Here is a 12,618-nt window from a genome sequence, read left to right as displayed (position 1 = left end):
AATCTAGCTGACAGCGGCATCGTTTCTGCCACCATCATGCGAAAGCCAACGCGTTACTTGTTGGTTGGTCGCATGATGACGCGATTTGGCGGCGCGGTTCGTCCCTGCTAACGCCCGCCTCATCCCGCTTTGTCAGCCGAAGGCCCGCCCGATGGTTCCCCGCTATTCCCGCCCGCAAATGGCCGCGCTCTGGACGCCCGAGGCGCGCTATTCGATCTGGTTCGAGATCGAGGCGCACGCGACCGAGGCGCTCGCCGCACTGGGCGTGGTGCCCCGGGCCGCCGCCGACGCGCTGTGGCGCTGGTGGGCGACCAAGCCCCCAATCGACGTCGCCGCGATCGACGCGATCGAGGCGGTGACCAAGCATGACGTGATCGCTTTCCTTACCTGGGTCGCCGAGCAGGTGGGCGAGGAAGCGCGCTTCATGCACCAGGGGATGACGAGTTCGGACGTGCTCGACACGGCCCTCGCGGTGCAATTGGCGCGCGCGGCTGACCTGCTGATCGCCGATGTCGACGGCCTGCTCTCCGCCCTCAAAGCGCGCGCGCGCGAGCACAAGCACACGCCTACCATTGGCCGCAGCCACGGCATCCATGCCGAGCCGGTGACCTTCGGGCTGAAGCTCGCGGGATTCCACGCCGAATTCCAGCGCGCCCGCGCCCGCCTGATCGCCGCCCGCGCGGAGATCGCGACTTGCGCGATTTCGGGCGCGGTCGGCACCTTCGCCAATGTCGATCCGCGGGTCGAAGCGCATGTCGCCGAGAAACTGGGGCTGACGGTCGAGCCCGTTTCCACCCAGGTGATCCCGCGTGATCGCCACGCGATGTTCTTCGCGACCCTGGGCGTCGTCGCCAGCTCGCTCGAACGGCTCGCGGTCGAGGTACGGCATCTGCAGCGCACCGAAGTGCTGGAGGCGGAGGAATATTTCTCGCCCGGCCAGAAGGGCAGCAGCGCGATGCCGCACAAGCGCAACCCGGTGCTGACCGAGAACTTGACCGGCCTCGCACGGATGGTGCGCGGCTATGTGACCCCGGCGCTGGAGAATGTCGCGCTGTGGCATGAGCGCGACATCAGCCATTCCTCGGTCGAGCGATACATCGCGCCCGACGCGTGCATCACGCTCGATTTCGCGTTGGCGCGCGCGACCGGGGTGGTCGAGAAGCTGGTGGTGTATCCCGAGCGGATGCGGCGCAACCTCGATCGTATGGGCGGGCTGGTGCATTCGCAGCGGGTGCTGCTCGCGCTCACCCAGGCCGGGCTGAGTCGGGAGGAGTCCTATGCGCTGGTCCAGCGCAACGCGATGAAGGTGTGGGAATCGGACGGCGCGCTATCGCTGCTCGCGCTGCTCCAGGCCGATCCGCAGGTGAGCGCGGCGCTCAGCCCCGCCGAGCTCGACGCGCTGTTCGACCTCGATTATCATTTCAAGCATGTCGACACGGTGTTCGCGCGGGTGTTCGGCGCGGCCTGACCGCCTCACCCCCGCCCGCGATAGCCGGGGACGCCCTGATCGGGAACCCACACCCCCTCGGGCGGAACGCCGGTCTGCCAGAACACGTCGATCGGGATGCCGCCGCGCGGATACCAATAGCCACCGATCCTGAGCCATAGCGGCTGCATCTCCGCGACCAGCCGCTCGCCGATGCCGACCGTGCAATCCTCGTGGAACGCCTGGTGGTTGCGGAACGAGCCCAAGAACAATTTCAGCGATTTCGATTCGACGATGCTCTCGCCGGGCACGTAATCGATCACCAGATGCGCGAAATCGGGCTGCGCGGTCACCGGGCAGAGCGAGGTGAACTCGGGCGCCACGAAGCGCACCAAATATGGACGCCCCGGGCGCGGATTGGGAACATAGTCGAGCACCGCTTCGTCTGGCGAGGCGGGCAGGGCACTCGTTTGGCCGAGATATTTGGGGGTATGGCTCATGCGCGCCGATGTAGTCGTTCGGGAAATGATGTGAAGCGCGCGTTGATCCCGATCCTGGGCGATCAGCTGTCGCTGGGGCTGGCGTCGCTCGAAGGGGCCGATCCGGCGCGCGACGTGCTGCTGATGATGGAAGTGGCCGAGGAAGCCGGTTACGTCCGCCACCACCGGCGGAAAATCGCCTTCCTTTTCGCGGCGATGCGCCATCACGCCGCCGCTTTGCGCGCCGCGGGCTGGCGGGTCGATTATGTCACGCTCGACGATCCGGCCAACACCGGCAGCTTCACCGACGAGGTCGCGCGGGCGATCGCTCGTCACGCGCCAGAGCGGATCATCGTCACCGAGGCCGGCGAATGGCGCGTCGCGGGGATGGTCGACCAGTGGGAAACGCTGTTCGGGCTCCCGGTCGAGGTGCGCGCCGACACCCGCTTCCTGTGCGGCCATGCCGAGTTCGACGCCTGGGCGCATGGCCGGAAAGCACTGCGGATGGAGTTTTTCTATCGCGAAATGCGCCGCAAGACCGGGCTGCTGATGGCGGGCGACCAGCCCGAAGGCGGGCAATGGAATTACGACCAGGAGAACCGCAAACCCGCCGAGCGCGACCTGACGATGCCGCGCCCCTTGAGCTTTTCGCCCGATGCCGACACGCAGGCCGTGCTTGCGCTGGTCGCCGAACGCTTCACCGATCATCCCGGGCGGCTGGAGAGCTTCGATTTCGCCGTCACGCGCGAGGACGCGCTGAAACAGCAGGCGCATTTCCTGAAATACGCCCTGCCGCGTTTCGGCGATTACCAGGACGCGATGCTCACCGGCGAGCCCTTCCTGTGGCATTCGATCCTATCGCCCTACATCAACGCCGGGCTGCTCGATCCGCTGGACCTGTGCCGCGCGGTCGAGGCCGAATATCGCGCCGGGCGCGTGCCGCTCAATTCGGCCGAGGGGTTCATCCGCCAGATCATCGGCTGGCGCGAATTTGTCCGTGGCATCTATTGGCGCGAGGGGCCGGATTATCCGCGCCGCAACTTCCTGGAAGCACACCGCCCGCTCCCCGCCTGGTTCTGGACCGGCGAGACCGAGATGCGCTGTCTGGCGGAGGCGATCGGCCAGACGCTCGATCATGCCTATGCCCATCACATCCAGCGACTGATGATCACCGGCAATTTCGCGCTGCTGATCGGTGCCGACCCCTATCAGGTCCATCTCTGGTATCTGGAGGTCTATGCCGATGCCTATGAATGGGTGGAGGCGCCCAACACCGTCGGCATGAGCCAGTTCGCCGATGGCGGGTTGTTGGGATCGAAGCCCTATGCGGCCTCGGGCGCGTATATCAACCGCATGTCGGACTATTGCCGCCATTGCCGCTATGACGTGAAGGCGCGCACCGGCGCGGACGCCTGCCCGTTCAACGCTCTCTATTGGGATTTCCTGGCGCGGCACGAGGATAAGCTCGGGCGCAACCAGCGGCTCGCCATGCCGTATCGCAATTGGGCCAAGATGTCGGCGGCGACGCGCGCCGAAATCCGCGCCCAGGCCAAGGCGTTTCTTGATGGCCTCGACGCGTCCGGCCCGAGCCGCTACTGAAAATCCACCCCAAGTTGCGGAGACGATGATGGACCTGCTGGTGACGACCGAATGGCTGGCGAACGAACTCCAGGCGAACGACCTGCGTGTCGTCGATGCGAGCTATTTCCTGGCCGAACATGGTCGCGATGCGCTCGCCGAATATGAGGCGGAGCATATCCCCGGTGCGGTGTTCATGGACCTGGCGGAGATCGCCGATCTCTCCAGCCCGCTCCCCAACATGCTGCCCGCGCCCGAAAAATTCGCGAGCCGGATGCAGTCGCTGGGGCTGGGCGATGGCAGCCGGGTGGTACTGTACGACAATTCGCCGCTCCATACCTCCGCGCGCGCCTGGTGGATGCTGAAGGTGTTCGGCGCGCATGATGTCGCGATTCTCGATGGCGGGCTCGCCAAGTGGAAGGCGGAGGGGCGCGATCTGGCGAGCGGCAAGGAATCGCTGCGCCACCGCCACTTCACCGTCTGGGCCGATGATAGCCGGGTCCGCAATCTGGAGCAGATGAAGGCCAATCTCGAATCGAGCGCGGAGCAGGTGGTCGACGCGCGCAGCCCGGCGCGCTTCACCGGCGAGGAGCCCGATCCGCGCCCGGCGACCCATGCCGGCCACATCCCGGGCTCGGCCAACATCCATTATCCGCAGCTGTTCAACGTCGATGGCAGCTGGAAGCGCGGCGACGCGCTGCGTGCGGTGTATGAAGGCGCGGGGATCGACCTCAGCAAGCCGATCGTCGCGACCTGCGGTTCGGGCATCACCGCCGCGATCCTGGTGTTCGGCGCGCAGCTGCTCGGCAACACCGCCTCGCTCTATGACGGCAGCTGGGCGGAGTGGGGCGCCGATCGCACCACCCCCAAGGCGATGGGCGCCGCCACGGTGAGCGCGGCTTGAGCGACGACAAGGACCGCCGCCCGCGCACGCGCGTCGTGACGGGCGGGCGGCGGCCCGAATGGACGCAAGGCATCGTCAACCCGCCGCTGTGGCGCGCCTCGACGCATCTCTACGAATCGGTCGCGGAGATGCGGGCTCGCGGGCGCGACACGCACCACAAGCTGTTCTACGGCCGGCGCGGCGCGCCAACCCAGTGGTCGCTTGCCGAGGCGCTGACCGAGCTTGAACCAGGCGCGGGGGGCACTTTCCTCTACCCGAGCGGCGTCGCCGCGATCGCCGCGGCACTGCTGAGCGTGCTCTCGCCCGGTGACGAACTCCTCTGCACCGATTCGGCCTATGACCCGACGCGCAGCTTCGCGACGGGGTTCCTCGCGCGCTTCGGCGTCCAGACACGCTTCTACGATCCGCTGATCGGCGCCGGCATCGCCGAGCTGATCGCGCCCAACACCCGCGCGATCCTGATGGAATGCCCCGGAAGTCTCACCTTCGAGGTGCAGGACGTGCCCGCGATCGTCGCCGCCGCCCGTGCGCGCGGCGTGGTGACATTGCTCGACAATACCTGGGCGACGCCCTTGCTGTTCCCGGCGATGGCCCACGGCGTCGACCTGAGCATCCTGGCCGGCACCAAATATGTGAGCGGCCATTCGGACGTGATGATCGGTTCGGTCACCGCCGCGCCCGATCGCTGGGCGGCGCTGCGCGACACCAGCCTTCAGCTCGGCCAGGTGGCGAGCCCCGACGATGCCTGGCTCGCGGCGCGAGGCCTCAGGACGATGGCGGTGCGGCTGGAGGCGCAAGGGGCGAGCGCGCTGGCGATCGCCGAGTGGCTCGCCGCCCAGCCCGAGGTCGTCCGCGTCCTCCATCCCGCGCTCCCCGATTTTCCGGGCCATGCGCTGTTCGCGCGCGACTTCCTGGGTGCCTCCGGGTTGTTCGGGGTGGTGCTGAAGGGCGGCGACAAGGGGCGCGTCGCGCTGCTCGACGGGCTGGAGCTGTTCGGGCTCGGTTATAGCTGGGGCGGGTTCGAGAGCCTGGCGATCGCCGCCGATCCCGCGCGCTATCGCACCGCGACGGTTTGTGATCTGGGCGGGCAGCTGGTGCGCCTGTCGATCGGCCTGGAAGACCCCGCCGACCTCATCGCCGATCTGCGCGCCGGGCTCGATCGGCTGCGCGCGGCGGAGGGCTGGTAGCCGATCCGGCGAATTGGTGCTCAAAACGGGTAGCTCGTGCTTTTCCTATTGTGCAGCGCGGCAAAATCCGGCACCTTTCCTTAACGAAGAAATGACCATCCTGCGGAATCGGCGAGGTTCTGACTGTGGTGGCAGCAACAGCAGGCGGGACATCGCTCTTGGATAGGGGGGTGTACCATGCGACTGATAACTTCCTTGGCAGGCCTGGGCCTGCTCGCCGCCGCCGCGCCGGCGCTTGCCGATCCCACCGACCCGCCGCCGGCGATCACTGTGACGGGCAATATCGCGATCGTCAGCGATTACCGCCTGCGCGGCGTCTCGCAATCCGATACCAAGCCGGCGATCCAGGGCGGCATCACGGTCGCGCACAAGAGTGGCCTTTATGCCGGTATCTGGGGATCGAACCTGGCCGGTTGGGGTACGTTCGGCGGCCCGAACCTGGAACTCGACGGGATCGTCGGCTTCAAGCACCAATTGTTCAAGGGCACCGCCGATGTCGGGCTCACCTGGTATAACTATCCGGGTGGCGCGACGCTGACCGACTATGTCGAATTCTACGGCAAATATAGCGGCACCAAAGGCCCGGTGACGCTCACCGGCAGCGTCTATTACGCGCCGCCGCAGCGCGCGCTGGCCAATTATTCGAACACGCCGTTCAGCCGCCAGCAGCTGTACGACAATCTGTATCTGGCGAGCGACGCGGCGGTGGGTATTCCCAAGACCCCGTTCACGCTGAAGGGCCATCTTGGCTATTCGGTGGGCAATCCCGGGCTCGGCCCCAACGGCACCAGCGTCGCGCCGACGGGGAAATACTGGGACTATGGGATCGGCAGCGACGTCACCTGGCGCAACCTGACGTTCAACATCAGCTATGTCGGCACCGACATCTCGGCCGCCGACGCCGCCCGGCTCGCGCCGCAATTCACGCGGGGGCAGAATGGCCGGGGATCGATCTCGAACGGCACCGCGGTGCTCTCGCTGACGGCGGCGTTCTAGGAGATTTCGAGGGCGGCGGCTTCCGCGGCCCGCGTGAAAATCCGGGTCCGTCAAAGACCTGGCGCGGCGAGCCGATGGATCGGGTCGCCGCGCCCGGGACCATGTTCTTGGCCCTGGCCTTGAAGGGTGATCGGCCGGGCGGGCCGCCCGTCTCAGCCCTTCGCCTGCGCCGCGCGCTCGATCGCTTCCATCACGATGCGCCGCGCATCATCGGCGCCTGCCCAATGGCCGACGCGCACCCACTTCTTGGCTTCCAAATCCTTGTAGTGGGTGAAGAAATGCTCGATCTGCTGCATGATGATCTCGGGCAGATCGCCATGCTCGTCGACCTTTGAATAATAGGGGAACACCCCGTCGGTCGGCACCGTCAGCAGCTTCTCGTCGCCGCCCGCCTCGTCCTCCAGGTGCAGCACCGCGATAGGGCGTACACGCACCACGCAGCCCGGGATGAAGGGCGAGCGTGCGACAACCAGCGCGTCGAGCGGATCGCCATCGGGCGACAAGGTGTGCGGGATGAAACCGTAATTCGCCGGATAGCGCATCGGCGTGTGCAGGATGCGATCGACGAACAGCGCGCCCGATTTCTTGTCGAACTCATATTTCACCGGCTCGCCACCCACCGGCACTTCGATGATGCAGTTCAGGCTGTTCGGCGGATCGTCGCCGACCGGCACCATATCGATACGCATATCGCTTCCTTGTTTCAAAAAAGGGGTTTCGACCCGCCGTTCGTCCCGAGCGAAGTCGAGAGGCGCGATGACGGACGCGAAGTTCGCATCACGCGTTTCGACGGCGCTCTATACGAACGGCGATTGGGTCGACTGGGTTGCCCCTAGCGGGGGGCGAGCAGCCGGTCGAGTCCCGCCTCGCCCGCGGCCGTTTTCTCCAGCCGGGGGTAACGCAGCCCCCCATTATACTCGATCCGCCGTTCGGCCAGCCGATCGCCCTTCTTGGTGCCAAGGACGATCGGCGCGCCGTTCTTGGCGGCGGTGATCGCCTCCTTCAGCCGATCGGGCGAGAAGGCAAAGCCGTTCACGCTCTCGATCGAATCGCCCACGTCGATCCCGGCCTTGAACGCCGGGCTGTCCCACACCACCGTCGAGACTTTCCCGGTGCCCGCGACCACGATCCCGATCGAATAGGACAGGTTGCTGTTCTTCCCCGCCTTCTCGCCGGCCTTGTAGAAGGGCGTCGGCTCCTCGGTGAAGATCAGGCGATAGCCATTGCCCTCGAACCCCTGGAGCGGGGCGGGGGCGCCGACCGCGTCGAGCCGTTCGGTGAGCAGCTTGTTCCAGTCATAGGGCTGGATCGTGTTCAAGGTGCTGACGACATCCTCGAAGCGATAGGTCAGCTCGCCCCAGTCACCGTCGCGCACGCCGAAAAAGGCGCGGGCGAAATCGTCGATCGACTTGGTGCCCTTCGATTCGCGGCGCAGGATCGAATCGACTTCCATCCACACCAGCAGGCCCTCGTTGTAATAATCCTCGGGCCGCTGCCAGTTGCGCCACGGTTCGGGGCGGCGCTGGCTGATGATCGGTTCGTTGGTGGTGTCGGACAGGGGCCGCCAGCGGCGCCCATATTGAATGTCGAGCGAAGCCATGATCGCGGCATAGGCGTCGAGCGTGTCCTGTTTGCTCACCAGCCCCGATCGCGCGCCGAGCACATAGCCCCAGAACTGGGTCTGGCCTTCATACACCCACAGCAGCGAGTTGCGCATCGGGGTGCGATAATCGGGAGTGTAGAGATCGGCGCCGCGGCGGAACTTGCCGTTCCAGCTATGGGTGAATTCGTGCGGCAACAGGTTGCGTGCCGGAGTGCTCGTCGCCCAATCGGTGAAATAGCCGGGCTTCACCCCGTTCTCCGAGGAGCGGTGATGCTCGAGGCCGATCCCGGCCATCTCGTCCGAAATCGCGAACAGGAATTCGTACGTGTCGTAATGCTGCGCGCCGAAGGTTTTCACCGCCTGCTCGGCGAGGCGAACATGCGCCGCCAGCTGATCGTCCTTCGCCGCCAGCTCCTTATCGTTATCGGCGAAGATGTTGAGGTTGACGCGCGGGCTTAGCGGCACGCGCTTGTAATGCGCGCCGGCGAAGACGGGCGAATCGACCAGGGTTTCGTAATCGGTGCGCTGGTAGCGATAGACCGCGCCCTCGCGCGTCGCGGGCAGGCCCGAGGCAGCGGTCCAGCCTTCGGGATAGCGCGCGCGCGCCTCGATCGGGATCTGCCGGGTGAAATAGCCCGCCGGATAGAGGCTCGTCAGGTTCCATTGCAGGTTGAGGAGCGCTGGCGTCATCACCACCCGGCCCTGATTGCCGTCGGTCGGCGACAGATAGTCGAAGCGCGCCTCGATCGCCTTCACGCCGGCGGGGACGCGGACGTGGAAGGCGAACATGTCGACCGGATCGCGCTTCCACGCCAGGGTCTGGCCGCCGGCGGTGAAGCGCAGCCCGGCGAGCTTGTCGATCTGCCCGGTCGGCGAGTGGTTGCCCGGCAGCCACTTGGGGAAGAGCAGCACCATGTCGCCGTTTGGATCGCGCGCGCCGGCGGCGACGGGGATCGTTTCGACCACGCGGAAGACATTGCGATCGAGATCGGTCGCGTCGACCTCCAGCTTCAACGTGCCGGGATAGGGCGTGTCACGCGCGGCCGGGATCGTCTCGACGATCGGCAGCGGCTGGGGCTTGGTGTTCTCCGCCAGCGCCGCGCCCGAGGCGAGTAGCAGCGCGGTGAGCGACAGCGTGCGAAACATGGTGATCCTCCCTTTTTCCATCGCTCTAGGCGGATGATGGGCGGAAGGTCCACATCCTTCTTCCCCGGCGAAGGCCGGGGAAGAGCAGGTGTTCTCGCCGAGGGGGCTATCACCCCGATCCGCCGATCACGTTGATCGTGAACGCCAGCACGCCCAGATTGAAGACGAACGCCGCGAGGCAATGTCCCGTCACCACCTGGCGCATCGTGGTGTTAGTGATCGCGGTGTCGCTCGTCTGGAAGGTCATGCCGAGCGTGAAGGCGAAATAGATGAAGTCCCAATAGGTCGGCTCATCACACTCGGGAAAGCCCAACCCGCCCCGGTCGCCGCCATCCTTGCCGCCTTGATAATAGAGATTGGCATAGTGGAGCGCATAGACGACGTTCGAGAACAACCAGGCAAGCGGCAGCGTCGCCAGCACCAGCGCGAGCGTCAGCGGCCGGGTGCGGCCGTGCATCTCGCTCGCCACCGCGACCAGGATCACCAGGGTCACGACGAAGGTGATCACCAGCAGCAGCGTGCGGTTGGCGTCATTGTCGCGCGCGGCTCGGCGCATCTGTTCGCTGGGATTGTCGAGCAGCGGATAGACGCTCGCCAGGAAGACGATCGCGGCGGCGTCGAACGCGGTCAGCAGTCCGCGCGACCAGCCGAGCGGCGGCACCGCGGCCAAGGCGCCGAGCGCGAGCACCGCGCAGAACACGATGAAGCGCAACGGCGCGGCGCGGGTGACGAGGCGGTGGGCCATCGCCGCTTAATGCCCCAAGCAGCGGCGCGCTCCAACCGCCCCCTTCCCTAGGGCGCCCGCGTCTCTTATGGCGAGCCGCCTATGGCGCGCATCGAAACGCCGCGGCCGATCCGCGGCACCCAGGATATTTTCGGCGAGGATCAACGCCGCTTCCAACGGGTGGTGGAGGCGTTCGATCATGTCCGCCGGCTCTATTGCTTCCAGCGGGTCGAGCTGCCGGTGTTCGAGGCGACGGCGGTGTTCAGCCGCTCGCTCGGCGAGACGACCGATGTGGTCTCGAAGGAAATGTACACGTTCGAGGATCGCGGCGGCGATTCGCTGACGCTACGCCCCGAATTCACCGCCGGCATCGCGCGGGCCTACTTGACCGAGGGCTGGCAGCAATACGCGCCACTGAAAGTGGTGAGCCACGGCCCCGTCTTCCGCTACGAACGCCCGCAAAAGGGGCGCTACCGCCAGTTCCACCAGATCGACGCCGAAGTGATCGGCGCCGCCGAGCCGCTCGCCGATGTCGAGCTGCTGGTGATGGCCGATCAGCTGCTGCGCGAGCTGGGGATCGAGGGCGTGAGCCTCCAGCTCAACACGCTGGGCGACGCCGAGACGCGCGACGCCTGGCGCGCGGCCTTGGTCGCCCATTTCGAGGCGCATCGGGGGGAATTGAGCGAGGACAGCCTCGCGCGGCTGGCGAAGAACCCGCTGCGGATATTGGACTCGAAGGACCCGAGCGACCGCCCGATCGCCGACGCCGCGCCGGGGATCGATGATTTCCTGACGAGCGAGGCCGGCGCGTTTTTCGAGAGTGTGACCAAGGGGCTGGGCGCGGCGGGCGTGGCCTGGACGCGCAACGCCCGGCTGGTGCGCGGGCTGGACTATTATCGCCACACCGCGTTCGAATTCGTGACCGACCGGCTCGGCGCACAGGGCACGGTGCTGGCAGGCGGCCGCTATGACGGGCTGATCGAGGCCCTGGGCGGCCCGAGCACGCCCGGTGTCGGCTGGGCGGCGGGGATCGAGCGGCTGGCGATGTTGCTGGGGGAGGTCAATACTGACCGGCAGCCCGCATTAACGACCGAAACACCGGGCCAAGACTTCAACCTTGTCCGGCTTGCGTCAGAACTTCGGAAAAAGGGTATGGCGTGTAACTTGGTCACTGACGGGGCGCTGAAGAAGCGATTCGAGAAGGCCGCCAAGAGATCAAATGGGGCCGTCATCATGCTTTTTGATGATAAAGATGATCCCGGGTCGGTTGGACTGATCGTGAAAACGCCGAATTTGATCGGCAATGAGGCCGGGAAACTTGAGAGTGAAGTTACGTCAGCTTTGAAGGCGCGGTTGGAAGTTCAAGACGGTTACATGCCGCTCAAAGTGCGGCTGCCATGACCACCATCTCCCCCGAACGGATCGCGCAGATCGCGGCGCGGCATGATGAGTTGCAGGCGCTGATGGCCTCGGGCGATCTGGCGGGGGAGCGCTTCGTCCAGGTCTCCAAGGAATATGCCGAGCTCGAACCCGTGGTCGGCGCCGCGAACGAAGTGCGCCGGCTGCGCGCCGAGCTGGAGGTGCTCACGCAATTGCTCGAGGGCGATGAGGAGCCCGACATCCGCGATATCGCCCGCGAGGAGATCGCCGCGATCAAGGCGCGGCTGCCCGATGCCGAGCGGGGCCTCGCGCTCGCGCTGCTGCCGCGCGACGCCGCGGACGAGCGCGCGGCGATGCTCGAAATTCGCGCCGGCACCGGCGGTGATGAGGCGGCGCTGTTCGCGGGCGATCTTTTCCGCATGTATCAGCGCTATGCCGATGCGCGCGGCTGGCGGGTCGAGCTGATCTCGGCGAGCGTGGCCGAACTGGGCGGCTATAAGGAAGTCGTCGCCAGCGTCTCCGGCCAGGGGGTGTTCGCAAGGCTGAAGTTCGAAAGCGGCGTCCACCGCGTCCAGCGCGTGCCCGCGACCGAGAGCGGCGGGCGCATCCACACCAGCGCCGCCACCGTCGCGGTGCTGCCCGAGGCCGAGGAAGTCGATGTGCAGATCGACGACAAGGATCTGCGGATCGACATTTACCGCTCGTCCGGCCCCGGCGGCCAATCGGTCAACACCACCGATTCGGCGGTGCGGATCGTGCACTTGCCGACCGGGCTCACCGTGATCCAGCAGGACGAAAAGTCGCAGCACAAGAACAAGGCCAAGGCGCTGAAGGTGCTGCGCACGCGCCTTTATGAGATGGAGCGTGAGCGGCTCCATGCCGAGCGCGCCGGCGCGCGCAAATCGATGGTCGGCTCGGGTGATCGTTCGGAGCGCATCCGTACCTATAATTTCCCGCAGGGCCGGGTGACCGACCACCGCATCAACCTGACGCTTCACCGCCTCCCCGAAATCATGGAGGGCGAGATGGAGGAACTGATCGGCGCGCTGATCGCCGAGGATGAGGCCGAGCGGCTGGCGTCGCTGGATGGGTGAGGAGCCCGGCAATAGCCCTTTCCCCTTCAGGGGAGAGGGTTGGGAGAGGGGGCTGCCGCGAGAGCGCTCAATCGACGACGGACAACTCCCGGACCGGGGGG

The 12,618-nt window shown here is 66.2% G+C and carries 11 protein-coding genes; 7 read left to right on the top strand and 4 right to left on the bottom strand.

Going from position 1 to position 12,618, the window contains the following annotated elements; translation table 11 throughout:
- The first annotated feature begins 151 nt into the window (after window positions 1-151).
- Window positions 152-1,468 (top strand): adenylosuccinate lyase, encoded by a 1,317-nt coding sequence (gene purB / locus K2X73_RS04950; RefSeq protein WP_294109012.1) that lies wholly within the window; start codon window positions 152-154, stop codon window positions 1,466-1,468.
- Window positions 1,469-1,473: 5 nt separating this feature from the next.
- On the opposite strand, the gene queF is transcribed toward purB, so the two are convergent.
- Entirely contained in the window at window positions 1,474-1,926 is a 453-nt protein-coding gene (gene queF, locus K2X73_RS04945; protein ID WP_294109011.1) for a preQ(1) synthase, read from the bottom strand.
- Window positions 1,927-1,956: 30 nt separating this feature from the next.
- On the opposite strand from queF, the gene K2X73_RS04940 reads away from it, so the two are divergent.
- From K2X73_RS04940 to K2X73_RS04925, 4 genes are all read left to right on the top strand, one after another.
- Complete coding sequence (locus K2X73_RS04940; protein WP_294109010.1) at window positions 1,957-3,504, top strand: cryptochrome/photolyase family protein; 1,548 nt, start codon at window positions 1,957-1,959, stop codon at window positions 3,502-3,504.
- A 28-nt stretch (window positions 3,505-3,532) separates the two neighbouring features.
- On the top strand, window positions 3,533-4,387 hold the full coding sequence (gene sseA / locus K2X73_RS04935) for a 3-mercaptopyruvate sulfurtransferase (protein ID WP_294109009.1): 855 nt from the start codon (window positions 3,533-3,535) through the stop codon (window positions 4,385-4,387).
- Window positions 4,384-5,574 (top strand): cystathionine beta-lyase, encoded by a 1,191-nt coding sequence (metC, locus tag K2X73_RS04930; RefSeq protein ID WP_294109008.1) that lies wholly within the window; start codon window positions 4,384-4,386, stop codon window positions 5,572-5,574. Before sseA ends, metC begins: the two co-directional genes overlap by 4 nt.
- 177 nt (window positions 5,575-5,751) lie before the next feature.
- A complete protein-coding gene (locus tag K2X73_RS04925) occupies window positions 5,752-6,570 on the top strand; it encodes a TorF family putative porin (protein ID WP_294109007.1) in 819 nt (272 codons plus the stop codon).
- A 152-nt stretch (window positions 6,571-6,722) separates the two neighbouring features.
- Here the strand turns inward: K2X73_RS04925 and ppa are convergent, their stop codons facing one another.
- The 3 genes from ppa to K2X73_RS04910 form a co-directional block, all read right to left on the bottom strand.
- Window positions 6,723-7,259, bottom strand: a complete 537-nt coding sequence (gene ppa / locus K2X73_RS04920; RefSeq protein WP_294109006.1) for an inorganic diphosphatase — start codon at window positions 7,257-7,259, stop codon at window positions 6,723-6,725.
- A gap of 143 nt (window positions 7,260-7,402) precedes the next feature.
- Window positions 7,403-9,319 (bottom strand): peptidase M61, encoded by a 1,917-nt coding sequence (locus K2X73_RS04915; protein WP_294109005.1) that lies wholly within the window; start codon window positions 9,317-9,319, stop codon window positions 7,403-7,405.
- A 109-nt stretch (window positions 9,320-9,428) separates the two neighbouring features.
- Window positions 9,429-10,064 (bottom strand): DUF1345 domain-containing protein, encoded by a 636-nt coding sequence (locus K2X73_RS04910; protein WP_294109004.1) that lies wholly within the window; start codon window positions 10,062-10,064, stop codon window positions 9,429-9,431.
- Between the two features lie 81 nt (window positions 10,065-10,145).
- Here K2X73_RS04910 and hisS point away from each other — a divergent pair, with 81 nt between their 5' ends.
- Window positions 10,146-11,444, top strand: coding sequence for a histidine--tRNA ligase (gene hisS, locus K2X73_RS04905; protein WP_294109003.1), 1,299 nt, complete (start codon window positions 10,146-10,148; stop codon window positions 11,442-11,444).
- Window positions 11,441-12,517, top strand: a complete 1,077-nt coding sequence (gene prfA, locus K2X73_RS04900) for a peptide chain release factor 1 (protein WP_294109002.1) — start codon at window positions 11,441-11,443, stop codon at window positions 12,515-12,517. Before hisS ends, prfA begins: the two co-directional genes overlap by 4 nt.
- Window positions 12,518-12,618 lie beyond the last annotated feature (101 nt).

The sequence above is a fragment of the Sphingomonas sp. genome (assembly GCF_019746665.1).
Lineage (GTDB): Bacteria > Pseudomonadota > Alphaproteobacteria > Sphingomonadales > Sphingomonadaceae > Sphingomonas.
Note: the sequence above shows the minus strand (reverse complement) of the source record. Positions and strands in the feature narration are given on the sequence as shown.

Bases quoted from the DNA above. Each gene is read 5' to 3' on its own strand.
- K2X73_RS04925 (WP_294109007.1), top strand. From the start codon at position 5,752: ATGCGACTGATAACTTCCTTGGCAGGCCTGGGCCTGCTCGCCGCCGCC.
- queF (WP_294109011.1), bottom strand. From the start codon at position 1,926: ATGAGCCATACCCCCAAATATCTCGGCCAAACGAGTGCCCTGCCCGCC.
- ppa (WP_294109006.1), bottom strand. From the start codon at position 7,259: ATGCGTATCGATATGGTGCCGGTCGGCGACGATCCGCCGAACAGCCTG.
- sseA (WP_294109009.1), top strand. From the start codon at position 3,533: ATGGACCTGCTGGTGACGACCGAATGGCTGGCGAACGAACTCCAGGCG.
- K2X73_RS04910 (WP_294109004.1), bottom strand. From the start codon at position 10,064: ATGGCCCACCGCCTCGTCACCCGCGCCGCGCCGTTGCGCTTCATCGTG.
- purB (WP_294109012.1), top strand. From the start codon at position 152: ATGGTTCCCCGCTATTCCCGCCCGCAAATGGCCGCGCTCTGGACGCCC.
- K2X73_RS04915 (WP_294109005.1), bottom strand. From the start codon at position 9,319: ATGTTTCGCACGCTGTCGCTCACCGCGCTGCTACTCGCCTCGGGCGCG.
- prfA (WP_294109002.1), top strand. From the start codon at position 11,441: ATGACCACCATCTCCCCCGAACGGATCGCGCAGATCGCGGCGCGGCAT.
- hisS (WP_294109003.1), top strand. From the start codon at position 10,146: ATGGCGCGCATCGAAACGCCGCGGCCGATCCGCGGCACCCAGGATATT.